This is a genomic window from Novosphingobium sp. Leaf2 (assembly GCF_001421325.1).
In the GTDB taxonomy this organism is placed as follows: domain Bacteria; phylum Pseudomonadota; class Alphaproteobacteria; order Sphingomonadales; family Sphingomonadaceae; genus Novosphingobium.
The window spans coordinates 296198-321329 of record NZ_LMJY01000012.1; the positions used below are offsets into that span (position 1 = coordinate 296198).

The 25132-nt window shown below is 64.2% G+C and carries 26 protein-coding genes and 1 tRNA gene; 4 read left to right on the forward strand and 23 right to left on the reverse strand.

The features are described 5' to 3' along the window. Positions 1–48: 48 nt before the first annotated feature. The 12 genes from ASE49_RS08015 to ASE49_RS08070 form a co-directional block, all read right to left on the reverse strand. Positions 49–639, reverse strand: a complete 591-nt coding sequence (locus tag ASE49_RS08015) for a superoxide dismutase family protein (protein WP_056770226.1) — start codon at positions 637–639, stop codon at positions 49–51. A 183-nt stretch (positions 640–822) separates the two neighbouring features. Further along, on the reverse strand, positions 823–1047 hold the full coding sequence (gene rpmE, locus ASE49_RS08020) for a 50S ribosomal protein L31 (protein ID WP_056770229.1): 225 nt from the start codon (positions 1045–1047) through the stop codon (positions 823–825). A gap of 103 nt (positions 1048–1150) precedes the next feature. Further along, positions 1151–1597, reverse strand: a complete 447-nt coding sequence (gene fabZ / locus ASE49_RS08025; protein WP_056770233.1) for a 3-hydroxyacyl-ACP dehydratase FabZ — start codon at positions 1595–1597, stop codon at positions 1151–1153. A gap of 16 nt (positions 1598–1613) precedes the next feature. Beyond that, positions 1614–2330 carry an OmpH family outer membrane protein gene (locus ASE49_RS08030; protein WP_056770236.1) on the reverse strand — a complete coding sequence of 239 codons (717 nt, stop codon included), beginning with the start codon at positions 2328–2330 and terminating at the stop codon, positions 1614–1616. Next, positions 2330–5029, reverse strand: a complete 2700-nt coding sequence (gene bamA, locus ASE49_RS08035; protein ID WP_156370202.1) for an outer membrane protein assembly factor BamA — start codon at positions 5027–5029, stop codon at positions 2330–2332. The genes ASE49_RS08030 and bamA overlap by 1 nt, the downstream gene beginning before the upstream one ends. A 157-nt stretch (positions 5030–5186) precedes the next feature. Next, positions 5187–6566, reverse strand: coding sequence for an RIP metalloprotease RseP (rseP, locus tag ASE49_RS08040; protein WP_056770239.1), 1380 nt, complete (start codon positions 6564–6566; stop codon positions 5187–5189). 13 nt (positions 6567–6579) lie between these two features. Continuing rightward, positions 6580–7734 (reverse strand): 1-deoxy-D-xylulose-5-phosphate reductoisomerase, encoded by a 1155-nt coding sequence (gene dxr, locus ASE49_RS08045; RefSeq protein WP_056770985.1) that lies wholly within the window; start codon positions 7732–7734, stop codon positions 6580–6582. Positions 7735–7736: 2 nt separating this feature from the next. Beyond that, on the reverse strand, positions 7737–8492 hold the full coding sequence (locus ASE49_RS08050) for a phosphatidate cytidylyltransferase (protein WP_056770243.1): 756 nt from the start codon (positions 8490–8492) through the stop codon (positions 7737–7739). Between the two features lie 30 nt (positions 8493–8522). Next, on the reverse strand, positions 8523–9212 hold the full coding sequence (uppS, locus tag ASE49_RS08055) for a polyprenyl diphosphate synthase (protein WP_056770245.1): 690 nt from the start codon (positions 9210–9212) through the stop codon (positions 8523–8525). Between the two features lie 31 nt (positions 9213–9243). Then, positions 9244–9801, reverse strand: coding sequence for a ribosome recycling factor (frr, locus tag ASE49_RS08060; RefSeq protein ID WP_056770248.1), 558 nt, complete (start codon positions 9799–9801; stop codon positions 9244–9246). Positions 9802–9804: 3 nt separating this feature from the next. After that, positions 9805–10524 (reverse strand): UMP kinase, encoded by a 720-nt coding sequence (gene pyrH / locus ASE49_RS08065; RefSeq protein WP_056770251.1) that lies wholly within the window; start codon positions 10522–10524, stop codon positions 9805–9807. Between the two features lie 220 nt (positions 10525–10744). Next, complete coding sequence (locus ASE49_RS08070; RefSeq protein ID WP_056770255.1) at positions 10745–11284, reverse strand: carboxymuconolactone decarboxylase family protein; 540 nt, start codon at positions 11282–11284, stop codon at positions 10745–10747. Positions 11285–11498: 214 nt separating this feature from the next. Between ASE49_RS08070 and ASE49_RS08075 the strand changes: the two genes are divergently transcribed. After that, positions 11499–12092 carry a DUF2238 domain-containing protein gene (locus ASE49_RS08075; protein WP_235522886.1) on the forward strand — a complete coding sequence of 198 codons (594 nt, stop codon included), beginning with the start codon at positions 11499–11501 and terminating at the stop codon, positions 12090–12092. A 57-nt stretch (positions 12093–12149) separates the two neighbouring features. Here ASE49_RS08075 and tsf read toward each other — a convergent pair whose 3' ends face one another. The 6 genes from tsf to ASE49_RS08105 form a co-directional block, all read right to left on the reverse strand. Further along, positions 12150–13073: a translation elongation factor Ts gene (tsf, locus tag ASE49_RS08080; RefSeq protein WP_056770259.1), complete on the reverse strand. Its 924-nt coding sequence runs from the start codon at positions 13071–13073 to the stop codon at positions 12150–12152. Positions 13074–13190: 117 nt separating this feature from the next. Further along, positions 13191–13955, reverse strand: coding sequence for a 30S ribosomal protein S2 (gene rpsB, locus ASE49_RS08085; protein ID WP_056770262.1), 765 nt, complete (start codon positions 13953–13955; stop codon positions 13191–13193). Positions 13956–14346: 391 nt separating this feature from the next. Continuing rightward, positions 14347–14628, reverse strand: a complete 282-nt coding sequence (locus tag ASE49_RS18180; RefSeq protein WP_156370204.1) for a hypothetical protein — start codon at positions 14626–14628, stop codon at positions 14347–14349. A gap of 452 nt (positions 14629–15080) precedes the next feature. Further along, positions 15081–15899 carry a CDP-diacylglycerol--serine O-phosphatidyltransferase gene (gene pssA / locus ASE49_RS08095; protein WP_056770268.1) on the reverse strand — a complete coding sequence of 273 codons (819 nt, stop codon included), beginning with the start codon at positions 15897–15899 and terminating at the stop codon, positions 15081–15083. Then, on the reverse strand, positions 15896–16645 hold the full coding sequence (locus tag ASE49_RS08100; protein WP_056770270.1) for a phosphatidylserine decarboxylase: 750 nt from the start codon (positions 16643–16645) through the stop codon (positions 15896–15898). Before ASE49_RS08100 ends, pssA begins: the two co-directional genes overlap by 4 nt. A gap of 723 nt (positions 16646–17368) precedes the next feature. Continuing rightward, positions 17369–17444 (reverse strand) — tRNA-Thr (locus tag ASE49_RS08105). Positions 17445–17602: 158 nt separating this feature from the next. Between ASE49_RS08105 and ASE49_RS08110 the strand changes: the two genes are divergently transcribed. Further along, entirely contained in the window at positions 17603–18262 is a 660-nt protein-coding gene (locus tag ASE49_RS08110) for a L,D-transpeptidase family protein (RefSeq protein ID WP_056770272.1), read from the forward strand. Between the two features lie 3 nt (positions 18263–18265). Here ASE49_RS08110 and tilS read toward each other — a convergent pair whose 3' ends face one another. The 5 genes from tilS to ASE49_RS17715 form a co-directional block, all read right to left on the reverse strand. Continuing rightward, positions 18266–19276, reverse strand: coding sequence for a tRNA lysidine(34) synthetase TilS (tilS, locus tag ASE49_RS08115; protein WP_082456359.1), 1011 nt, complete (start codon positions 19274–19276; stop codon positions 18266–18268). Continuing rightward, on the reverse strand, positions 19245–20207 hold the full coding sequence (locus ASE49_RS08120; protein WP_235522888.1) for a tetratricopeptide repeat protein: 963 nt from the start codon (positions 20205–20207) through the stop codon (positions 19245–19247). The genes tilS and ASE49_RS08120 overlap by 32 nt, the downstream gene beginning before the upstream one ends. 138 nt (positions 20208–20345) lie before the next feature. Further along, entirely contained in the window at positions 20346–21314 is a 969-nt protein-coding gene (locus ASE49_RS08125) for a helix-turn-helix domain-containing protein (protein ID WP_056770277.1), read from the reverse strand. A gap of 135 nt (positions 21315–21449) precedes the next feature. After that, positions 21450–23726, reverse strand: a complete 2277-nt coding sequence (gene ptsP, locus ASE49_RS08130) for a phosphoenolpyruvate--protein phosphotransferase (RefSeq protein WP_056770280.1) — start codon at positions 23724–23726, stop codon at positions 21450–21452. A 158-nt stretch (positions 23727–23884) separates the two neighbouring features. Continuing rightward, positions 23885–24040, reverse strand: a complete 156-nt coding sequence (locus ASE49_RS17715) for a YdcH family protein (protein WP_082456360.1) — start codon at positions 24038–24040, stop codon at positions 23885–23887. Between the two features lie 255 nt (positions 24041–24295). Here ASE49_RS17715 and ASE49_RS08135 point away from each other — a divergent pair, with 255 nt between their 5' ends. Together ASE49_RS08135 and ASE49_RS08140 are read left to right on the forward strand one after the other, a co-directional pair. Further along, positions 24296–24493: a YdcH family protein gene (locus ASE49_RS08135; protein ID WP_056770283.1), complete on the forward strand. Its 198-nt coding sequence runs from the start codon at positions 24296–24298 to the stop codon at positions 24491–24493. Positions 24494–24624: 131 nt separating this feature from the next. Beyond that, positions 24625–25089, forward strand: coding sequence for a DUF1465 family protein (locus ASE49_RS08140; RefSeq protein ID WP_056770285.1), 465 nt, complete (start codon positions 24625–24627; stop codon positions 25087–25089). Positions 25090–25132 lie beyond the last annotated feature (43 nt).

Consider the following 25132-nt stretch of genomic DNA (forward strand, 5'->3'; position numbering starts at 1 on the left):
GAGGCTCAGCCCGCACCGATTTTTCACGGATGACCGCCAGGCCAGCGCCTACTTCGGCGGCGCGATCACGGCGCAGGCGATGCGCCCGCCGGCGTTGCCCGATGGCTGGCTGGCGTAATCGTCAGCGGCGGCGTGAATGACCAGCGCCGAGCCGTCCGCGCCGACCAGAGACTTGAGCCCGGACGACAGCGTGACGCCGGTGTTGAGTATCTGCGTTTCCAGCACACCGTCCGCGCCCACACGCTGGTTCGGCATGTCACCGCCGTGCGGGCCCTTCGCGCTCATGTAGCCATGTTGATGGTCTCCACCAGCGAAGTGGCCGCCAGCGCTGTCGAACTTGGTGGCGGGTTGACACAGGCCTTTCTGGTGGAAATGGAAGCCGTGCTCACCGGCGGGCAGCCCCTTGACATTGGCAGTGACGAGGACACCGGCAGGCGTCTGCTGGAGCAAAACCACGCCCAGCTTCTTGCCGTCCAGGCCAATTACGTCGGCGCGCACGGTGGGTGCCGTGGCAGCGGGGGCGGCCATCGCGGCGTGATCGTGCGCCGCCTGGGCGGAAGCGGCAGCGCCGACCGTCAGCAGGCCGGCGGCGAGGGCGATTTTCAACGGGGCGGTGCGAAAGGAAAGGCTACAGCTCATCTCAGGTCTCCGATATCGGGCGGCGGGCAATGCGATGGAGGAGCGTTGTCAGCCCCTTTGACAGAAAGCAATCGCGCCGAACTGGCGAAAGTTCCTGTGGCACAAATCCGCAAACGAAAAGGGCGGCCCCGCAGGACCGCCCTTTTGATTCGATACGCACTGCGGCCCGCAGCCGCAACGCTATCAGCGCTTGAGCGACAGACCGCCGAAACGCTTATTGAACTGTGCCACGCGGCCACCATCCTGCAGCTGCGCCTTGCCGCCGGTCCATGCCGGGTGCGAGGTGGGATCGATGTCCAGAACCAGCGTGTCGCCTTCCTTGCCCCAGGTGGAGCGGGTCTGGAACGTGCTGCCGTCGGTCATCTGCACCGTGATGGTGTGATAGTCGGGATGGGTGTCGGCCTTCATGGTATGTCTCTTTCAGATGTGGCCGGTTCCAACCGGCCTGCCTTCGGAAAGGCGCGCGCTTACCGCGAGAATAGCAAAAACGCAAGAGCCCGCGCAATCGGCCCTAACTGTCTGCGATCATGGCGGTGAAGTTCACCTCGCAGGTCACCTTGTCCTCGATCGACGCCTTGCCCCAGAACTTGCACACCCGTGCGCGCTTCTGAACGAAGCCGGCGCGCAAGGTGAGCAGGTGACCCGGCGTTACCGGGCTGCGGAACTTGGCATCCTCGATTGCCATGAAATAGACCAGCTTGCCAGTCCCGGCGAGGCCGAGGCTTTCGACCGCAAGGATGCCGGCTGCCTGCGCCAGTGCCTCGATCTGGAGGACGCCGGGCATGATCGGACGGCCCGGGAAATGCCCCTGGAAGAAGTCCTCGTTGAAGCTGACGGCCTTGACCGCATGGATCCCCTCCTCTTCGGAAAGGGAGACCACGCGGTCCACCAGCAGCATCGGATAGCGGTGCGGAAGCGCCGCAAGGATCTTCGCGGTGTCGTAGGCCGTATCGCTCATGCCCTGCTCCGGTCGATCAGCGACCAGAAGGAGCGGCGGCACCAGCTGCCGGCGCCGGCGCTTGTCCCTGCGCCGCTGCCTGCGCGCGCTGCTCGCGGATCTGGCGCGGCTCCCAACCGGCCGGCGGCACGATCTGCGCCGAAGGCAGCGCGGCGTTCAGCGCGTTCAAGATGTCCTGATTGAGATTGTAAGCCCCGCCGTTGACGGCCAGGATGGCGTCGGGCGAAAGCAGGATCGATACGCCGCGCGCGGCCATGGCGGTTTTGACCGCGCCGTTCAGCTTGTCCTCGATCTGCTCCTGCACATAGGCCTGCGACAGGCCGACCGGCTGGAGCATGCGCTGCAGCTCGGCCTTGCCGCTTTCCTGCAGTTGCTGGATCGCGCCGGCCTGCTGCTCAAGCGCGGCCTGGCTGACCTTGCCGCCCTGACGGTCGGCGTTGAACTTGTCCACCATCGGCTTGATCTGGGCGTTCAGCGCATTCTGGCGGGCCTGCGCCTGGTCAAGCTGCGCCTTGTACGTGGTCTGGCGCTGGGTTTCGGCGGTCTTGTACGCATTGGAGTTGGCGATCACGGCATCGAAGCTGGCAACGCCCAGGCCCTGCACGATGGTGCCGCCGCCAGCGGCGGGTGCTGCGGCCGCTGCGGCAGGCTTGGCCGCCAGTGCGGGCTGCGCGGACGCGGCGGCGATCACGAGGCCGGCGGCCAGTGCGACTGTCTTGGTCTTGATGGTCATCAGAACTGGGTTCCCACGTTGAAAGAGAAGGCCTTTGGATCATCGCCTTCCTGCTTGAGCAGGACGCGCGAGAAGTCGATGCGGAACGGACCGAACGGCGAGTTCCAATTTACGCCGATACCAACCGCAACACGCGGCTTCCATGTATCGCCAACGAACTGCTCCACGAAAGAGTACTGGTACGCGCCAGTGGCAACGTTGGCAGCTCCGGTAACCGTGTTGGTAGGCGACGTGACGATAGTGGTCGTGCCGTCAGATGCGGTTTGCGTGTAGGTTGGATAGCACCCGGGGTTGCAATTGGTAGTTGCCGGCGCCTTCACGCCCCACACCGCACCCACATCGGCAAAGATCGAGGGGCGCAGACCCATCTCACGGGCACCCGCGCCGAGCGGAATTTCCAGCTCAGCGCGGCCTTTGTAGTAATACTTGCCGCCCAGCGCATCGTCAGTCCAGTCGTTGCGGCTGGTCGACACCACGCCATCAACGATGTTCTTGCGTAGCACACGCGGGCCGATGCCGCGGATGGCAAACCCGCGCAAGTCCGGCTGGCCCAGATAGAACCGGTCGGTCAGGCGGATATCCTGCCCGTTCAGCCCCTTGATCGCCCCACCTTCTGCGGTGAGCGAGAAGATGAAGCCCTTGCCCAGGTTCTTGAACTTGGTGGCGTTGCCGCGCAGGCGCACATACTTCACATCGCCGCCAAGCCCGGCAAAGTCCGCGTTGATCGACGCGGTCAGGCCGCGCGTCGGACGCTGACGGTTGTCGAGCGTATCGTAGATCAGCGATCCGCCGATGATCGAGCTCAACCGCTTGCCGATGGCGTCACATAAATACCGGCCCGCGAGAATCGGATCGCAGGTCAGCTGCGTCGGATCCTGGCGGAACGTGTAATACGTGTCTTTATCAAGGCTGACGTCATCATAGTTCAGCGTGTAGCTTGCAACCGCCGTCAGGTATTCGGTCAGCGGCACACCGGCGCGAATCTGCATGCCGGTGGTGGACTGCTGATACGTCGTGTTGCGATCGGTGTTGGTGTAGTTGAAGCTGTTGTAATCGCGGCGATAGATATTCACGCCCAGCGACACGTTCTTGTCGAACAGATATGGCTCGACGAAGCTGGCTTCCACACTCTTGGAATAGCGCGAGATGCTGCCCGACAGGCCGACGGTCTGCCCACGCCCACGGAAGTTGCGCTGGCGGATGGAGGCCTGGAAGATGAAACTTTCGATGCTGGAGAAGCCCGCGGACAGCTGCAGTTCGCCGGTCGGCTTTTCCTCGACGTTGGCTTCCAGGACGATCCGGTCGTCGGCGCTGCCCGGCTTCTGCTCGACCTCGAACTTCTCCTGGAAGTAGCCGAGCGACTTGATGCGGTTGGTCGAACGCTTGACCTGCAGCGAGTTGAACGCATCGCCTTCCGCAAGCCGGAATTCGCGGCGGATCACCTTGTCCTGCGTCAAGGTATTGCCGTTGATGTTGATCTTTTCGACATACACGCGCGGGGCTTCCTGAATCAGGAAGGTAATCCCCATCGTGAGGTTTTCCTTGTCGCGGTCGTACTGCGGCCGCACGTCGGCGAACGCATAGCCCAGCGAACCGGCAACCTCGTTCAGGCTGTCGATCGTGTCTTCGACCTGCTTGGCGTTGTACCAGTCACCCTTGTGCATCGGCAGGTTCTTGGCCAGCTTGTCGCCGTCCAGTTCGCGCAGCTGGCTCTCGACCTTGACGTCGCCGAACTTGTAGCGCTTCCCTTCCTCCACCACGTAGGTGATGATGAAGTCCTTCTTGTCCGGCGTCAGTTCGGCCACGGCGGACACAACGCGGAAGTCCGCATAGCCTTGCGTCAGGTAGAACTGGCGCAGCTTCTGCTGGTCGAACGCCATGCGATCGGGATCGTAGCTGGTGCCCGAGCTGAACAGGCGGGTGAAGCGCGCCTGCTTGGTCACCATCTGACTGCGCAGTTCCCCTTCGGAGAAATGCTCGTTGCCGATGATGTTGATCTGGCGGACCTTGGACTTGTCGCCCTCGGTGATCTCGAAAATGATGTCGACGCGGTTCTGGTCGAGCGCGACCATCTTGGGCTCGACCGTCGCGGCATAGCGGCCCTGCCGCTTGTACAGTTCCAGAATGCGGGCAACGTCGGCGCGCACCTTGGAGCGCGTAAAGATCTGGCGCGGCGCGATCTTGATCTCGGGCAGGATCTTTTCGTCCTTGATGCGCTTGTTGCCCTCAAGCACGATGCGGTTGACCACCGGGTTCTCCTGAACCTGGATCGTCACCACGCCGTTGTCGAAACTGATCTGCGCGTCTTTGAACAGCTCGGTTTCGTACAAATCCTTGAGCGCGGCATCCGCCACGGCCTTGTTGTAGTTCTGGCCCACGCGCAGTTTGATGTATGACAGCACCGTCTGCGGCTCAAGCCGCTCGGCGCCCTTCACCAGGATCGTCTGGATCGGCTGACCTTCCTGCGCGGGCGCAGGGGCCGCTGCCGGGGCGGGCGTTGCAGGCTCTGCCGGCACCGGCACGCGGGCGCCCTTGGTGGCACGGGTCAATGGCGCCGCGGTCTTGGCGTCTTGCGTCTGGGCCGCCTGCGCGGCAGCCTCGATCGGCACGCCGGCAAGGATCGTGGTGCCAAGCAGCACCGTCGCAACTTTGGAAGCCCAACGGCTGTCCGGCGTGCGAACCATTTCCCATCCCATCATTCTACGCAAAATCCTGTATTCGCTTTCGCGATGAAAGAAGACCACCTGCCAGGTGCGCACCCAACCTTCAGGCGATCGCTGCCATCTGCCCGATGGAGCGCGAGCAATCAAGCAGACAAACCCGGCGACATTGTGATCGCCGATGAAATCCTTCCCGCTATCCCCCGAAAAGCCTCAGCGAAACCAGATCGTTCAAGGTTACGAAGATCATAAGGGCCAGCACCAGCGCCACCCCGGTGCGGACCGCCCATTCCTGGCTGCGGACGCCCAGCGGCCTGCGCCGCACGAATTCCGCCGCGTAAAAGGCAAGGTGGCCCCCGTCGAGCCCCGGAATTGGCAGCAGATTGATGAACGCCAAATTAATCGAGATCAGCGCAGCAAAGGTGACGAACGCCTCCCAGCCCAGGCTGAATTGCTGTCCGGAGTACTGCGCGATCTTGACCGGACCGCCCAGTTCGCGCACCGACCGCTCGCCGGTGAAGATCTGACCGATCCCGGTCACCATGCCATCCACGACCTTCAGGCTCTGATCCACACCCAAGCCGATCGCACCGATCGGACCGGGCTTTTCCAATCGCCCTGCGCGCACACCGATCTGTCCCACTTTTTCAAGCTGGCCGGCGGCGTTGGGGATGGACGCCTCGGTGATCTGCACGGCAAGCGTCAGGCGCTTCGTACCGCGTAGCACGGTGATCTGCGCGGTGCGGCCGGCGTTGGGCCGGATAAGACGGGGAATATCTCCGAACCCGGCGACGGCAACGCCGTTCACCGCCACGATCCGGTCGCCGATCTGCATGCCCGCATTTTCGGCCGGCGAATCTCCATAGAACCCGCCAACCACCGGTGGCAGCATTTCCACGCCAAGGTCGCCCACTTCGGCCTTGTTGCCGAACTGATCGCTCAATTCGCGCGTTGCCAAAGTGACGGGCACGACCAGCGTGCGCCCGGCCCGCTCGACCACGACCGACAACGTCTTGCCCGGAAAATACGCGGTCCGTGGGCCGATGTCGGTGGCGCTTTCCACTTTCTCGCCGTCGATCGCGGCAATCTTGTCACCGAGGCGAAGCCCCGCCCGCTGCGCGGGGGAATCGGCCGAAAAGCCGCTGATCTCGGGGTCGGCGACCACGCGTCCATACACGGCGAAGAACGCCGCGAAAATGCCGATGCACAAGATGAGGTTGGTCATCGGACCGGCCAGCACGATCAGCGCGCGCTGCCACAAAGGCTTGACGTGAAACGTGCGCGCCCGCTCCGCCGGGGTCAGCCCATCGTCCGCAGCGCTGGGCGCGCTCGCCGGGTTCATGTCGCCAGCGAACTGGACGTAGCCGCCCAGCGGCAGCAGCGACAGCTTCCAGCGAGTGCCGCGCCGGTCGGTCCAGCCCACCAGTTCCTTACCGAAGCCGATCGAGAATGCGTCAGCCTTCACGCTGAACAGCCGCCCCACCAGATAGTGGCCCAGTTCATGGATCAGCACCAGCGGCCCCAGGACCAGCAGGAACGCGAAAATCGTCGTCAGTAGGCCCGGTGATGCGCTCAAGCTGAAACCTCTCTCATGACCCGGCCACTACCGCGCGCGCCCTCGCCCGTGCCTCACGATCAACGTCGAACACGTCGGACAGGCAGGCAGGCGGCGGCGGCGCGTAGGAACCGAGCACGTCTTCCACATGTGCGGCGATGCGGGTGAACGCAGTCTGACCGGCCAGGAAGGTCGCCACCGCGATCTCGTTCGCGGCGTTGAGCACGGCGGGGATGGATCCACCGGCCTGCGCCGCTTCGCGCGCCAGTCGCGTTGCTGGAAAGCGCTCCTCGTCAGGCTTGCGGAACGTCAGCGATCCGATTTCGGCCAGATCAAGCGGGGTGCACGGTGTGTCCATGCGTCCGGGCCATGCCAGCGCGGAGGCGATCGGCACGCGCATGTCAGAAGGGCCAAGCTGCGCCAGCGTCGAGCCGTCGCGATACTCGACCATCGAATGCACTACCGACTGGGGGTGCACGATGATGCGCAGGCGGTCTAGCCCGACGGGAAACAGGTGGTGCGCCTCGATCAGTTCAAGGCCCTTGTTGAACATGGTGGCGGAATCGACGCTGATCTTGGCCCCCATGCTCCAGTTGGGATGGCGCACCGCTTCGGCGGGCGTTGCCGCGACCAGCCGGTCCCACGTCCAGTCGCGGAACGGGCCGCCGCTCGCGGTCAGCGTGATCCAGCGCACATGCGCCGTGTCGTTGCCAGCAAGGCATTGAAAAATCGCGTTGTGTTCGGAATCGACCGGGAGCAGCGTCGCGCCGTGGCGGGCAACCGCCGCGATCATTACTTCGCCGGCGGAAACCAGCGCTTCCTTGTTGGCAAGCGCGATCACGCCGCCCTGCTCGATCGCTGCCATCGTCGGCGCCAGACCTGCACAGCCCACGATCGCTGCCACCGTCACGTCCGCGCCGCGCGCTGCCGCTTCGACCAGCGCGCTCTCGCCCCCGGCCGCGGCGATGCCAGAGCCCGCCAGCGCGTCTCGCAGCGCGGGCAATGCCGCCTCGTCCGCCACCACCGCGATTTCGGCACAAAACTCGATCGCCAGCCGCGCCAGTTCGACCGCATTGGCATGTGCGGTAAGCGCGATCACGCGCCAGTCATCGCGGTTGCGCCGGATCAGATCCAGCGTGGACGCGCCGATCGATCCGGTCGCGCCAAGAACGGTAAGGGTACGCACCATGGTCATCGGGCGTAATACACGATCATCACGCTCAATGCGAACAGGACGGCAAGCAGTCCGTCAACCCGGTCGAACAAGCCACCGTGGCCGGGAATGAGGTTGCCCGAATCCTTCACCCCGGCGCGCCGTTTCATCCAGCTTTGAAAGAAATCGCCCGCCTGCGCGCAGATCGCCGCCGCGATGCCGATGGCGAGGCACAGTACAAATAACTGCGCAGGGCCGATGGTCAGGTAGCTGCAGGGCTGGCTTCCCAGGCACGCCAGCCGATCGGCGGCGACGCCATCGGGGTGCAGCGCAATCGCCCCCTCCTGCCACAAGCGCCCTACACCAAACAGCGCCAGGGTTGCCCCCAGCACGCCGCCCAGCAGGCCCGACCAGGTCTTGGACGGGCTGATCGACGGGGCGATCTTGGGCCCGCGCAACGTCCGCCCGGTAAAATAAGCGCCCACGTCCACCGCGATCACGGTTACCAGCACCGTGCCGAGCGGCACCAGCGTGAAGGCCGGATTGTGCAGGAACAGCAGCATCGCCGCACCAATGCCGACATAGAGCATCCCGGCAAAATTCCATGCGGCGCGTGCGCCCGGCCCCGCCACGATCGCGCGGGCAAGGCGTATCCATTCCCACAGCACGCCCACCGCCACCGCGCACACAAAAGCGACCCAGACCGGCCCGCCTGCCCATACTGCGATGCCGGCTACCGCCACCATCACCAGCGCGGAGGCGGTGCGAATGCCCAGATCCGACGGCCTGCTCATCGCGTTTCTTTCCGCAAGGCCACCACCACCTCAGCGCCCACCATAGCGGCGATCGCGGTTGGCGAACATTTCGAGCGCATCGCGCAGGTGATCGACCGAAAAGTCCGGCCACAGCACATCGGTGAACAGCAATTCGGCGTAGGCAGCCTGCCACAGCAGGAAGTTCGACAACCGCACCTCGCCCGACGTGCGGATCAGCAGGTCGAGCGGGGGAAGATCGGCGGTGTCGAGTTCGGCCGCGATGGTATCAGGCGTGATTGCCCCTTTTGCCGCCGCCTTGATGGCCGCGCGCGCAATCTCGTCCTGCGCCCCGTAATTGAGCGCGACGGCCAGCGTTGTGCCGCTGTTATCCGCTGTGCGGGCGACGGCGCCTTCAACCAGTTCGACAACATCGGGCCGGAAAGCCTTGTAATCGCCAATAATCTTGAGCCTGACACCGGCAGCCGCGAACTCATCCAGGTCAGACAGGATGAAGCGCTTCATCAGGCCCATCAGGTCGGAAATTTCTTCCTCGGGCCGGCGCCAGTTCTCGGTCGAGAAGGCGTACAGCGTCAGCGCCTCCACCCCGAGTTCGCGCGCACCGCGCACCACCCGGCGCACCGCGTCCACGCCGCGCTGGTGGCCCAGCGCACGCGGCAGGTGGCGCTTTTTCGCCCAGCGGCCGTTGCCATCCATGATGATGGCGACATGCCGGGCGCGCACAGGTTCGGAAGTTGCCATCAGGTATCCTTCGCAGCGAGGCGCGCTGGCCTCACTTGCCCAGGATTTCCTTTTCCTTGCGCGCAAACTCCTCGTCGAGGCTTTTGATCACATCGTCGGTCAGCTTCTGCACTTCGGTTTCGGCGCGCTTGCGCTCGTCCTCGGAAATCTCGTTCTTCTTCTCGTCGGCCTTCAGGTTTTCCATGCCGTCACGGCGCACGTTGCGCACGGCGATGCGCGCCTTTTCCGCATACTGGCTGGCAAGCTTCGCCAGTTCCTTGCGCCGATCCTCGGTCAGGTCCGGGATCGGCAGGCGCAGCGTGTTGCCATCGTTGATCGGGTTGAGGCCAAGCCCGGCGGACCGGATCGCCTTTTCCACCGGCCCAATGTTGGACTTGTCCCACACCTGCACCGAAAGCATCCGCGGCTCGGGCGCGGAAATCGTCGCCACCGAGGTCAGCGGCATGCTGCTGCCGTAGACGGTGACGTTGATCGGCTCCAGCAGCGCGGTGTTGGCGCGGCCGGTGCGCAGGCCGGAAAGATCGTGCTTGAGCGCGTCAACCGCGCCGCGCATGCGGCGTTCGAGATCCGCCTTGTCGTACTTTGCCATTGCTCAGGCTCCCTTCTGGACGATCGTCTTGGTGCCGCCGCCCGCAAGAACAGTGGCAAGATTGCCCTGCTCGCGGATGGAGAACACCACGATCGGAATTGCATTGTCGCGGCACAACGCCACGGCGGAGGCGTCCATCACCTTCAGGTTATCGGCAAGGACGGTATCATAATCCACCGCATCGTAACGCTTGGCGTTCGGGTTGGTCTTGGGATCGCTGTCATACACGCCGTCCACGCTCGTGCCCTTGAGCAGCGCGTCGCAGCGCATTTCGGCTGCCCGCAGCGCCGCGCCGGAATCGGTGGTGAAATACGGCGCGCCAACGCCGGCGGCAAAGATCACCACACGGCCCTTTTCCAGGTGCCGCTCGGCCCGGCGGCGGATCACCGGCTCGCAAACCTGGTCCATCTGCACCGCCGATTGCACGCGCGTTTCCACGCCGATCTGCTCCAGTGCGTTCTGCATCGCCAGCGCGTTCATCACCGTGGCCAGCATGCCCATATAATCTGCCTGCGCCCGGTCCATACCGCGCGCAGCGCCCGCCATGCCGCGAAAGATGTTGCCGCCGCCGATGACCAGGCAGATTTCCAGCCCGGTCTCTTTGGCCGCCTTCACTTCCTTGGCCAGCTCGCCCACGAATTCGGGATCAATCCCGAATTGCTGGCTCCCCATCAGCACCTCGCCCGACAGTTTCAGCAGGACGCGCTTGTAGGGGGATGACATGCCGCTGGATCTCCGGTTGGCGGGGGAATGCCCGGCTTTAGGAGCGCGCGCGCCGGTTGCCAAGGGCTTTGGGCGGCGAAGTGGGCACCGCCGTCATCGCCGTGATGCGTGACGCCGCGCCGTTGTCGCAAGTGCAGCGCCGTCGGAAGTGCTAGGCACCTCGCCGGCACGCAATAAGCCTGGCCCCTGCGACGTCATCCCGACGCAGCCGCAGGAGTGACTAAGCCGCTTCCTCCAGCGGCCCGCCGATCGCGCAGATTCCATCCACGCCAAGCACGTGGGCTACGCGGCCCATCGCCATCCAGCCGGCAACGCAATGCGTCAATTCCACGATCTCGGCATCCGTCATCACCGCTTTCAGCGCGCTCCAGAATGCCTCATCCTCGGCAAGGCCACGCGGATCGGTGCCCATCTTCTGCGAGAACCGGACGGCAAGCCGCTCCTTTTCGGTCAAACCGCTCAGGTCATCCCGCAGCACCGCCTGATACATTGCTTCGTCCGGTGAATGGCCCTGATCGATCACGCCACCATCAAAGCCAAGGCTCCGCAGATCGCGTTGCGCGCGCCAGTTCATGCACACGGTGCAGCCGTTGATGACCGCCGTGGCGATCCGGCAGGCCTCGAACAGCCGCAGCGGCAGCGTGGCGTGCTTGTACAACGCCATCGCGAACGCATTGCCTGCCCGCACGATCTCGGGCGCGTATTGTGCCGACAGGTCTGGAATGGGGGTATGCGGTTGGGGTGCCAGTTCTACGCGCATGATGAGCCTCTCCGTTTGCGCCCGGATCTGGCCGGGTCGTTCGGAAGGCTACGCCGACGTTGCAATAAGTCAATCATGCATGTTTGTTATTGAGCAACGGCTCGCGATGCGCGGTGACACTGGCTTCAAACGGGGTGACATTCTGCCAAGCGCTGGTCTAACCTACGCTATGGCCCCAAATGCTACGTACCCCGAAAAAGCATGGCCGCTCCGTTTGATCGGACTGACTATCGTCTGGGCTGCGGGTCTTTTGGCATCGGGCCTGCGTCCCTACGATCGCGTGACGTGGTGGATGGAAATCGCGCCGGTTCTGATAGTGCTGCCGGGATTATGGTTGATGCGCCGCCGGCTGACCGATCTGGCTTTGGCGCTGATCTGCTTGCATGGCCTCGTACTGATGCTGGGTGGTGCCTACACATACGCTCGGGTGCCGATCGGCCACGATGTTCAGGCCTGGCTGGGACTCGCGCGCAATCCTTACGACCGGTTCGGGCACTTCTGGCAAGGATTGACACCCGCGATCGTGTTTCGGGAACTGCTTCTTCGGTACGGTCGCATGAAACTGGGCAGGCTCATCACCGCGTTGGTGCTTGCCTGCTGTCTGGGGGTCAGCGCCAGCTACGAACTGGTGGAATTCGGTGCTGCAGTCGCACTGGGACAAGGGGCAGACGCTTTCCTGGGAACGCAAGGCGATCCGTGGGACACCCAGTGGGACATGCTGATGTGCCTTGTCGGCGCAGCATTCGCGCTTGTTTTCCTCAGCGCCCTGCATGATCGCGCACTGCGCCGCCTTGGCCCCTGCGCATAGAAAAAGGGCCGGAGAAGCACGCTCCCCGGCCCTTCAATTCCTGGTAGATCGAAAAGATCAGCCTGCGACGGCAGCCGCCACTTCGGCTGCGAAGTCGGAGACTTCCTTCTCGATGCCTTCGCCCAGCTGGAAGCGCACATAATCCTTGAGGACGATCTTGGCGCCCGCATCCTTGCCGGCCTGATCGACGACCTGCTGGATCGGGGTCTTGTTGTCCATCACGAACACCTGCGAGAGCAGCGCGTTTTCCTTGGCGTACTTGGCGATGGCGCCATCCACCATCTTGGCCTGCACGGCTTCGGGCTTGCCCGATTCCGCAGCCTTTTCTTCCGCGATCTTGCGTTCGCGGGCGAGCAGGTCGGCGTCCAGATCGTCAGCGTTGAGCGCCAACGGGAAGGCAGCCGCGATATGCATCGCGATCTGCTTGCCCAGCGCTTCGAGCGCGGCAGCCGGGGCTTCCGATTCGAGCGCGACGAGCACGCCGATCTTGCCCAGGTTGGGCGCGGCGGCATTGTGCATGTACGGCACGACCAGGCCCTGCGACACTTCGACCGTCTTCAGACGACGAACCTGCTGGTTCTCGCCGATGGTCGCCACGTTGTTGGTCAGTTTGTCGGCCACGGTGCCGCCATCGGGGTAGGCTGCAGCCTTGAGCGCGTCCACGTCATCGCCCGATACGCCCAGCGCCACTTCGGTGGTCTTGCGCACAAAGTCCTGGAATTGGTCGTTCTTGGCCACGAAGTCGGTCTCGGAATTGACCTCGACGGCAACGCCCTTGGTGCCCGAAACGGCCACGCCGACCAGTCCCTCGGCCGCAGTGCGGCTGGACTTCTTGGCGGCGGCAGCCAGGCCCTTGGCGCGCAGCGCGTCCACGGCGGCTTCCAGATCGCCGTTCGTCTCGTCGAGAGCCTTCTTGCAATCCATCATGCCAGCGCCAGTGCGCTCGCGCAGGTTCTTCACGTCAGCGGCGGTGTAAGCCATCGCTTTAATCCTCTTGCTTGATGAAAGACCGTGAGCCGGCCTTCAAATGGATGCGCGCCAGGCCCATTGGACCCGGCGCGCGACAATTCCATGACGAAAGTGTCGTCGGGCCGGCTATCAGGCGGTCGCTTCGGCGGTGGCTTCTTCGGCCACCGGCTCGTCGAACGCGCCAATGTCGGCGCCGCTGTCGATCACGCCTTCGCGGTGCCCCTTGGTGGCGGCCTTGGCGATCGCGTCACAATAGAGGCGCACGGCGCGGCTGGCGTCATCGTTGCCCGGGATCGGGAACGCGATGCCCTGCGGGTTCACGTTGGTGTCCAGCACCGCCACGACCGGAATGCCAAGCACGTTGGCTTCCTTGATCGCCAGTTCTTCCTTGTTGGCGTCGATCACGAACATAACGTCCGGGATGCCGCCCATGTCGCGGATACCGCCAAGCGAAAGCTCCAGCTTGTCACGCTCGCGCGTCAGCTGCAGGACTTCCTTCTTGGTCAGGCCCGTGGTGTCGCCGGCCAGCTGCTCTTCCAGCGCCTTGAAGCGCTTGATCGAGCCCGAGATGGTCTTCCAGTTGGTGAGCATGCCGCCCAGCCAGCGGTGGTTGACGAAGTGCTGGCCACAGGCGCGCGCGGCCTGGGCGATCGGCTCCTGCGCTTGGCGCTTGGTGCCAACGAACAGCACCTTGCCGCCGGACTGGACGGTGGACTGCACGAATTCCAGCGCCCGCGCGAACAGCGGCACAGTCTGCGACAGGTCGATGATGTGTATGCCGTTGCGCGCGCCGAAGATGTACGGCTTCATGCGCGGGTTCCAGCGGTGGGTCTGGTGACCGAAGTGTGCGCCGGCTTCGATAAGCTGCTGCATTGAGACGACAGGTGCCGCCATATGTATTTCCTTTCCGGTTGAACCTCTGGAAAGCTGGAACCGTACGAGGCCCTGAGGACCCGTTCCGGCACCGGTATGTGCGCCTTCCATGTGGATTGCCTGCGGTATGATGCGTACCGGAAAACCCGGCCCGATTTGCACAAGCGCGCTGCCCTTACCGCGACTTTATGCGGGAAGATAGCCCCCACTCATCGCAATTAAACGTCATTTTGCCGTCAAAATCTAGGAATTCCATTGATTTCAACAGACTGCGCGGAACTCGAAAGGTTAGCGAAACCTTAAACCGGCGATACGGACCGCACGGTGGCCAACGCAAACGGGCCAAGTCGGACCACATACGCACCAAGGTGGGCAAGGTGTAATCGCATCCGGGGGATTGGAAGCACAACGGTTAAAAAAGGTCGTCGCCATGACTGTCATAACGCCTCTCCTGTTCATCATTGCCGCCTGCGCCGCCGGCTTCACGATCTGGAAAAGCATAGCTCCGGCTATCGCGGCGATCCGCGATCTGCGCGCTCAACTGGCCATGAGCGATGCGGAGCAGATTGTCCACGTAGGCACCAGTCTCACCCGCGAAAGGTCGGAAGTTAAATCGGCCGAACGTCGCCCTCGTGCCTTGCGGCATCCCCAACCCAAGCCGGTAATTCACCGCCTGCACCAGTACCCGCACCACGCTCACGCGGCCTGACTTCACCGGACCAAAATGGGGCGCACACTACGATGAGTGTGCGCCCTTTTTTCGTGCCCCGCAGCCATAGCAATTTTTTACGATTGACATCTATGGAACAAAAAGCGAACGGTGTTTACCGGAACATTGATAGAACAGATTCGCTTTATCCACACGTTGTCCACACCCCGTTATTTGGGGCGGCAACGGTCAGGAAGGAACGGCTATGACGCTTTTTGCTGCTTGCGTATTCGCCCTCGCCGCGCTCGCATCCGTGTGCACCATTGCCTCCACGGTTCGGCGATACGGTCCGGGATATGCGTCGGTGCGAACGCAGCTTGGAGTTTGCGGGGCAGACACGATGGTAACGTGGACAACGACGGAACGTGTGCGCCGCCGCACCGCGATCGTCGATCGCACATCGGTGACGTTGTGGCCGGCGGTTCGCGGCGCTAAAGCTAAGGCGCGTCCGGCGTGTGCATTCGGTCTTGCCGCTTGACCTTGCCGTAGATGATCACGCTCAACGGCAATAGCAGCAGATAAACGATGCTGATCGCCGCCAGCGTGAACCAGGGTTCGGTCAACAGTGCGGCCATTGTCAGGCCCACAAGCGCGATCACGCCAAGCCGCAGATGCGCGGGCGGGCGCATGCGCGACCAGGCAAGCGTGGGGATGCTGGAGATCATGAGGAACGCGATAAGCACCATCCACAGGCTCACCATTACCGGGTTGGCGAACTCGGGCCGCCCGCTGGCGATGGACAAGTACAGCGGCAGAAAGGTGAGCCCTGCCCCCAGCGGCGCGGGAACCCCAGTCAGAAAGCCCGCCGCCTTATGCGGCTGATCCAGCGTGTCGAGCCGGGCATTGAAGCGGGCAAGACGCAGCACGCAACAGATCGCGAAGGCCAGCGAGGCGATCCAGCCCAGGCTGGGCAACTGGTGCAGCGTCCACAGATACACGATCAGCGCCGGCGCCACCCCGAACGAAATGGAGTCGGCCAAACTGTCGAGTTCGGCGCCGAACCGTGTCTGCGCTTTCAGCAGCCGCGCCGCGCGGCCATCGATCCCATCGAGCAGTCCGGCAAGAATAACAGCCTGTACGGCCTTGTCGAAATCGCCAGCGATGGCGAACCGGATTCCGGTAAGTCCGGAGCACAAAGCTGCGGCAGTTATGGCATTGGGTACCACCGCGCGCATGGACAGCCCGGGCGCCAGGCGTCTGCGAGCACCGGGCCCTGCCGCGAAAGCTTCGTCCTGCGCGGCAGGGTCATCTATCACTGAGCGACGCCCTCGATCATCGGGCCGCTGCCCAGCACCGCCAGCACCGTTTCTCCGGCAATGATCTTCTGGCCCATCAGCACATGCGGTTCGGTGCCCGCTGGCAGATACAAGTCCACCCGGCTGCCAAAGCGGATCAGGCCGATGCGCTGGCCAGCAGCGATAATGTCGCCCGGCTTGATGAACGGCACGATACGGCGCGCCACCAGGCCAGCGATCTGCGTGAAGCAGATTCGCGTGCCGTCTCCGCGTTCGATCAGAATATGCTGGCGCTCGTTCTCTTCGCTCGCCTTGTCCAGATCAGCGTTCACGAACTTGCCGGGTATATAGATCACCCGTTTCACGCTGCCGCCAATCGGCGCACGGTTGATGTGAACGTCGAACACCGACATGAAGATCGAGATGCGGGTGACAGGTTCCGCCGGCAGCGGCGCCGAGCCGGTTCCATCGTCCATGGTCAATTCGCGCGGCGGCGGCACTTTACCGATCAGCGTTACCAGCCCGTCCGCCGGCGCGATGATCACGCGGTCGTCCTGTGGGGTAACCCGCACCGGATCGCGGAAAAACGCAAGCACGCACAGCGTCAACACCGCCAGCGGCCAGCCGACCCAGGGGCCGAAAAACAGCCACGCGACCAACGTAATTGCGCCCGCGATCGCGCCGAACTTGCGACCCTCGCGGTGAATGGCGGGCCATTGCCACGACACTTCGCCGCGACCTTGATTATCTAGAATTTCCTGAGGCATCGCTCTCATCTACCCAGTGTGCGCCACTATCGCAATGCCGCGCCGCAAACGATGTTCCACCGGGTTGCCCAAAGCAATGCCACGTGCGCGCCGAGCGATCGACACAACGTCACACAGCGGCGGTAGGACTCGTATTGAAATACATGGCAAAAATTCCTAATTATCTATTGTTTTTTAACGATATAAATACGATCCTACACGTCCACACGCTTTACGATTGCCTGCGTTTACGCCGACGCGATCATCGCCAGCGGCCATTACCGAATTGAGGGGCGCAACGCGCAGCCAGACGGTGTTCCGCCGACATCGTGATGCGTGTCCAGCCGTCTGCTGCGAATGGGAATTGGAGCCCAAAAGTGTATTGGATTGCACACCATCTTCGGCAAATCGAGTCAGATTCAATTCGCTGCGGATCGGAAAATCCGATCCGACCCGGTCCCAGATTGTGATGGTCGGATTTGGGGCGCCCGTCGCGCCGCAATTTCTGATCCGATGCGTGCGGGAAGGGTTTGGCGGTGGCTTCGTTGACGGGGAAACACTATGTTCGACCAAGCCGTTGGTACAGGGGTGATAGGGCTTGGCAAAAATGAGCTTGAGGCAGTTCTGCTTGCAGACGCCGGCAGTCCGCTTCGCGCTTCGTCTTTCACGCGCCCCGCCTCTTCAAGGAAGCCGCCGGATAGGGTTCGATGGTAAGCTTGCCGAGGAATGTGCGCGAAAATCCGCTGGTGCCGGTTGCAGGATTCGAACCCGCGGCCTGATGATTACAAATCAACTGCTCTACCAACTGAGCTAAACCGGCCCACCAGCGGAAGCGCCCCATAGCGGGCTTGGGCAGCGGTGCAAAGCGGCTTTTTATGGTATGCACCTCACCGGCATCGTTGCCATATTTACGCGATGCTAAGGGCCGCCTGCGATAGCCGATCCTTACGTCAGACCGGAAAAGAGAAGACCAAGACTTTGGACGCACGCATTCTCCTCGCCTCAGGCTTCGTGGCCCTTGCCGCCATCGCCGGTGTGCTGGTGGTGGCGGCCGCGCCGGAAAAGCCCGCCCCCGCCTCGCTCGCCGAAGCCAGGCTTGCCGCGCCCACGCCAAAGCCCGCCCAAAAACGCGCCCAAAAACCCGCACTGCCGCCCGTACCTGCCAAGGACGAGCCGTTCGTAATCAAGCGCATCCTGCCGATCAAGGGCGCGATCAGGTATGGCGAATGGCATTGGGACGATGCCGGGGTGCCGCCCGGCCCCATCATGGTGACGGTGGACCTCAAAGCGCGCGTAATTTCGGTGTTCCGGGGTGGCTATGAAATCGGCGCGGCGGCGGTGCTGCTGGGCACGGACGACAAGCCGACGCCGCTGGGCATATTCCCGATCACCCAGAAGGACCGCAACCACGTGTCCAACATCTACACCGGCGCGCCCATGCCCTACATGCAGCGGCTGACCAACGACGGCATCACCCTGCACGGCTCCGACGTTGCGCTTGGCTATGCCAGCCACGGCTGCGTGGGAATGCCCGATGCATTCGCTGCCAAGCTGTTCGATACCACCAAGCTGGGCGACAAGGTCTACATCACGCGCGGCAAACAAGTGGGCCTGGGCGACAATCTGGTCGGCACCTGAAGCTCAGGCTTTTACCGGACGTGCCCGCCGCGCCGGCGCGCGCGCAAAGCTCCAGCCGCCGGCATTGGGCCGGGCGACCAGATCACCGATGGATGCGGGTCGCCCGGCTGACAATTCTTCAAAGACGTGGGCGATCGCACTGCCGCGCGGCGCGTCGTTGCCCAGTTCCCGCACGATGCGCGCCACCACCCGCAAGGCCACCGCACGCGGGGCCTGCGGGCGATATTTCAGGCCCATCGGCTCTGGTTTGACGCACGAGCGCCATTCCAGCGCCGCCATCCAGTCCAGCGCGGCGTCGGCCTCGGCGATGTGCGCAGCGCTTTGGGCGATGGCTGCAGCGTCGAGCCAGTCCGCGCCCGCCAGCGCCTGACGGATGCGGACACGATCGAAGCGATCGTTAGCGTTGCTGGGATCTTGCGCGGCCACCATGCCCGCATCGTCCACCACGTGCGCCAGTTCCGCGCGCCGCCAGTCCAGCACCGGGCGCAGCAGGGGGAGGCCGGTGTCGGGCACCAGCCCGCGCGCACGGGTGCCCGCAAGGCCCGCCACCCCGCTCGCGCGGTTGAGGCGCATCAGCAGCGTCTCAGCCTGATCGTCTGCGTGATGGGCGGTGGCGATGGCGGCAAGTGTGCACGCCTCTGCCCAGTCCGCCAGCGCCACGTAGCGCGCCGCACGCGCCTCCGCCTGCAGATTGCCGGGGGCGACGGTGACGGTCAGCGTGGCATGCGCAATGCCTTGGAGCGCGCAGATCCGCGCTACCTCGGCAGCTTCGCCCGCGCTTTCGCGCCGCAAGCCGTGATCGACGGTGGCCGCCTCCACCCGGCCTGGCAGCGCCGCATGGGCCAGCAGCAGCAGCGCCAGACTGTCCGGCCCGCCCGACACGGCGATACCGAGCCGCGCATCCTCGCGATCGATCCCGTCCGGCCAGATCGCCGCCAGACAGCCGTGAAACCGCGCGACGGTGTCCGGCTTCACGACCGGCTCAGCTGCAGGACAATCCACTGCGCGTGGCATTGTAGACGCTGCTTAAACGGCCGGCAGCCTCGCTGGGATACGTCGAGGCGAATTCCGCCAGCGCGATGCAGGCGCGCTTGGTGTCTTTCATCTGCTTCATCGAGATCGCCAGGTACAGCAGACTGTCCGGCGCACGGTCGCCGCGCTTGTCGGTCTGGAAATTCTGGAGGAACCACTTGGCGGCCTCGCTCGGGTTGCCGTCATCCAGATAGGCGCGGCCCAGCAGGTTGCGGCCCCAGCTGGCGCGCGCGTGCTTGGGATACTTTTCCAGATACAGCTTCAGCTGCTGCTGCGCTTCGGGGTAGAACTTGGCTTCCCACAGGCGGAAACCGTAGCTGTATTCATCCTCGCCCGGATCGCCGCTTTGCGGCTTTTCGATTTTCCGCACCGCTTCGACGCGCGAGTCAGAGGGCGGCACCGGACGGGATGCTACCGGGCGCGGCGCAGGTGCCGGTGCCGCCACCGGGCCGGCAGCCGGACGATCGGCGGGCGCCGGCGGCAACGACCCCGGATACGCGCTGCCCGGCGCGGGGGCGGGCGGGGCCTGAACCGGCGCGGGCGTCATCGTCGCCAGCTTGGCTTCCAGCTGGTTCAGGCGATTGGTGTTCTGTTCGGTCTGCGCGGTCAGCTGCGCCATTTGCGCTTCCACTGCGTCCATGCGGGTCAGCAGGTCGGTGACAGGCGTAGTGCTGGGGGCGCCGGGCGCGGGGCGCGGCGTCGCAGGCGCGGTGATCTGCGGCTCGAAATACTTGCCGTCCGCGCCGGGGAAAACCTTGCGCTGGAGGGCGCGCACTTCCGACTCCACCTTGTTCAGACGCGCGTTCGTGTTGGCGTCCTGCGCCATCGCGGGGCCGGTGCCGGACAGGATCCCCACCGCTGCCACCGTCACCAGCCAGCGCGTCGTGCGCATCGGCGCAAAGCTACGTTTCATCACCAAGTCACTCCTAGCCGGACCTAAGCCGTAAGCCGCACGGGCGGCGATCTGTGGAACCGGCGATTAACCATCGGGCCGCGCGTGAACGCTTGACTGCGATCCTTGCCTGAAACGCCCCCCACCTGTCGAGATGCGTCAGTCGGAAGGCGTGGAAACCGATGGTGGTAACAACGATTCCGGCGTCGGCACCGGGGTTGGCCGAACCGCACGCGACGCTGGCCGGGCGGCAGGCTGCGCGGCGCGCGGGACTGGACGGGCCGACGGGGCCGCCGGTGTAGGACTGGCGGACGGCGTGGACGATGCGCCGGGCGCGGCCGCAGGATTGGCGCGCGCCAGCAGGTCGGCGGCGGCCAGCGACACGCCGGTGACCAGACGCGGCTCGGTAGACAGCGGCGCGATAGGCTTGCCGCCCACTGCGATCTGCAGCGCGTCAGGGCGCCCAGTGCGCAGTTGCAGGCCTGGAATATTGGCCGGTACGGTCCAGCTTTCGCCTTTCGCCAGTTCATTTTGCAGCACCTGCTGACCGGCGCCGTCGGTCACTTTGACCCACACGTTGTCACCCGTCGCGGTGAGCACCACGGGCCCACCGGAAGCCTGCGCGGGTGTGGCGCCGGAACCGGGGCCGCGCGCAGGGGCTGCGGGCTTGGCCGTTTCGCGTGAAACGAGTTCCGGCAGCGAGCCCTGGGGCGACAGAAAGCTGCTCCAGAACGTGAGCAGGATGATCACCGCCACCACCACGCCGGCAGCCGCGCCCCACGCCAAGCGCCGGGTGGGAACGCGCGCCGGGTCGCCGGGCTCGAAACTGGGCGCGGGCTTTGGCCGCTCCGCCTGCTGGCCATCCAGCTGTTCGCGCACCTTGGCCGCGATCACCCGTTCATCCAGGCCAACCGCGCGCGCATACGTGCGGGCGAAACCCACCGCATACGTGCGCGCCGCCAGATCGCCGAGGCGGTCTTCTTCCAGCGCATGGAGATGGCGTTCCGCGATCTTGGTCTCGGTCGCAATGTCGGCGCAGGTTTTGCCGGCAGCCTCCCGCGCGGCACGAAGCTGGCTTCCGGCGCTTTGCGTACTTTGGCCAAGGCCTTGAGTTTCGAGGTTTTCCATTCCGCTCCGCAAAGGATGGTCGATGTAACGGCGTACGTGCTAACCAAACCGGATGGCACGGCAAAGTCAATCAGTGTGCCATCGTGAGGGTGAAATTTATGCGCGGGAAAGCCCGTGCGCCGCCCCGATCGCGCGTTAATCCACGTAGATGCCGCGTTGCGCCGCCCATGTGGTCATTTCGCTGCGCAAGTTCGGCGGCGGGGCGGCAAGCCACCCGTCCATCGCCGCCTTGATGTCCCTCATGTCCACTTTGCCGACCAGTTCCTTGATCGGGCCTACGGCGGCAGGTGTGATGGACAGCCGGCGGATGCCGAGCCCCAGCAGCGCCAGCGCTTCCAGCCGGCGTCCGCCCATCTCGCCGCACACGCTGATGTCCACCGGCGTATCCGCCAAGGTGCCCACCACCCGGCGCAGGAAACGCAGGATCGCCGGGCTCAACCAGTCATACCGCTCCGCCAGCTTGGGGTTGGACCGGTCCGCCGCGAACAGGAACTGGGTCAGATCGTTCGTGCCGATCGACAGGAACGCGATCTTGGGGGCCAGCAGATCGAGCTGTTCGGCCAGCGCCGGCACTTCCAGCATCACGCCATATCGGATCGCCTGGGGCAAGGCCTTGCGCTGGCTGCGCAAGTACGCCAGCTGCCCGTCGAACACCGCCTTGGCCGCATCAAACTCCCACGGTTCGGCCACCATCGGGAACATGACGTTAAGCGACCGCCCGCCCGCCGCTTCCAGCAGCGCGCGGGCCTGCACTTTGAGCAGCGCGTCCCGCTCCAGCGCAACGCGCAGCGCGCGCCAGCCCATCGCCGGGTTTTCTTCCGCCTCGCCGTCGTCATGACGCAGATACGGCAGCGTCTTGTCCCCGCCGATATCGACGGTGCGGAACACCACCGGCCGGTCGCCCGCCGCCTCCATCACATCGCGGTACAGCCGGGTCTGCTTTTCGCGCTGGGGCAAGGTGGCGGAGACCAGAAACTGAAACTCGGTGCGGAACAGGCCGATGCCGTCCGCCCCGGTGGCGTTGAGGTTGGCAACGTCATCGCGCAGACCGGCGTTGATCATCACGTTGATGCGGGTGCCATCGCGCGTGGTGGCGCGCACATCGCGCATGCCGGCATAAACGGCCTGGCGTTCCTTGCTTTTGGCGAAGCGGGCCTCGAACGCCTCGACCAGACCGGCGGACGGGCGCACCATCGCCATGCCCTGATCGGCATCGAGCAGCAGCGGATCGCCTTCGCGCACCACGCCGCGCAGGCCCCGCACCCGGCCCAGCACCGGTATGCCCATCGCCCGCGCAACTATGACGACGTGGCTGGTGAGCGAGCCTTCTTCCAGGATCACGCCCTTCAGCCGCCGCCGGTCATACTCGAGCAGTTCCGCCGGGCCCAAATTGCGCGCGATCAGGATGGCGTCGTTGCGCAGGCCCATCGACGCCGCCGTGCCCAGCTGGCCGGAGACAATACGCAGCAAGCGGTTGGCCAGATCTTCCAGATCGTGCATCCGGTCCGCCAGCAGCGGATCGTCGATCTGGCGCATGCGCATGCGCGTGCGTTGCTGCACGCGCTCGATCGCGGCTTCGGCAGTGAGGCCCGAATCGATCGCTTCGTTGATGCGGCGGGTCCAGCCTTCGTCATATGCGAACATGCGGTAGGTCTGGATGACCTCCTCATGTTCGCCGCCGACGCCGAATTCGGCCTGGTTGGCCAGACGGTCTATCTGCTCCCGCATGCGGTCGAACGCGGTGATGACGCGCTGGCGCTCCGCCTCGGTATCTTCGGCAACGACGTGTTCGATGGTGACTCGCGGCTGGTGATACACCGCAACGCCCGACGCCAGCCCCTTGACCAGCGTGAGCCCACGCAGCTGCTCCGGCCCGGTCTGCGCGGCGGTGAGCGCGCGCGCGTCCTCCTCGTCGATAAGGTCGGCGTTGACGATCAGTTCGGACAGCACCATCGCCACCGTCTGCAACGCCTCGATCTCGATCTCTTCGTAGCGGCGCGGCTCGACATGTTGCACGCACAGCACGCCCACACAGCGTTCGCGCCGCACGATCGGGACGCCGGCGAACGAGTGGAACTTGTCCTCCCCCGTTTCCGGGCGATACGAAAAGTCCGGATGGGCGGCAGCTTCGGCAAGGTTGAGGGTTTCGATCCGGTCGGCGATGGAACCCACCAGCCCTTCGGCGATCGCCATGCGGGTTACGTGTACCGCCTCCTGCGCCAGCCCCCGCGTGGCGAACAGTTCCAGCATGCCTTCGCGCAGAAGGTAGATGGAACACACCTCGGAATCGAGGGATTCGCCGATCACGTCCACCACGTTGTTCAGCTTGGCCTGCGCGTTGCTGCGCGAGGCCATCACATCGTGAAGGCTGGTGAGGATCGTTCGTGCTGCTTCGACGGCTCCACTGCTCATCCCTCTGACCTATCGCAAAGTCCAGGCTTTGGGAACGCAGCGGATGCCATCGAATGCGCTTATTCGGATGTTAAATATGATCCCCTGCATGCATGATGCCATGCCCGAGGATCGGCGGCATACCGACGCACCGTGCACCGGGGCGAAAACTCAGCCGGTCAGGACCGGATGATTTCCTCCTTGATTTGCAGCTTTCGCTTCTTGAGGGCCTGGATTGCGACGGCATCAGGCACGGGACGGCTCAATTCTTCGTGTATCTGCCGTTCGATGCCGGCATGTTTGAGCTGCAAGGCGCTGACGTGCGAACTATCCATGGACGGTTCCTCCTTTGGGCCGGACCCATGAGCAACGAGTGCTCGCGAACGAAAAACATTAACGTGCACAAAGCCGTCCGGATGACGACTCGGCACTGGTGATCCGGCGCAAAAACCAAGGAACCACATCGCGGCGATCTTGCGAAGACACGTAATGCTTCATATCGGTGAAACGCATGAATCCTGCGTTGGGCGGGAATCGCACACCGGCCCTTCCGGGCACCGCCAACCGGCTCGAAACAAAGGAATTCCGGCGTGACCGAAGAGGAAATGCGCAAGCGCCTCGAAATCCTGAAGATCGAGCATCGCGACCTTGATGCCGCGATCGACGCGCTGATGAATGCCGGCGGCACCGACCAGTTGCAGATCGCGCGACTCAAGAAACGCAAATTGCGCCTCAAGGACCAGATCGCCCAGATCGCCGATTATCTGATCCCCGACATCATCGCCTGATCCGCATCACGATTTTCGGGCCGGTTTTTCCACCTTGTTGCCGTGCCGTTCGGGGACACTCCGGTTTTTGCGCTGGAAGATCGCCGCGCTGCGGTTGCAGCAAAGTCGCGCATGCGAAATACGACGGTGCAATGTCACAGCCCGCCACGCTCAACCCGCGCATCATCGAGGCGCTTTACAGCCACGCGCTGGTGTTGTCCGATGACGTGCGCCACACCTTCGCGCTAGCGATTCCGGCCCCGGCAGCGCGGCTTGAGGATGACCCTGTCCGCGTGGCGCTGTGTGCCGAAGGGCTGCGCACCACCACCCGCATGATGCATGCGATCGCGTGGCTGCTGAACCACCGCGCCTATTTCCGGCACGAGATCACCGACCTGCAGCGCCGCCGCCATGCTCGCCTGTGCGCGAGCCTGCTACATTCCGAGCGTAGCCAACTGGCCTTGCTGGATGATGCCACCACCGATCTGATCGCGGCGACCTGCGCCTTGTATACGCGGCTGCTGCGGCTCGATCACGCTTGGCGGCTGGCCTCGGACGGCGCGGCCAGCCCGATCCGGCATTTGCAGGCCAGCATCGAGCGCCGGCTCGCAAGCTGAGCGCCAAGCCTCGACACTGGGGGCCTAAGACGCCATATCGACC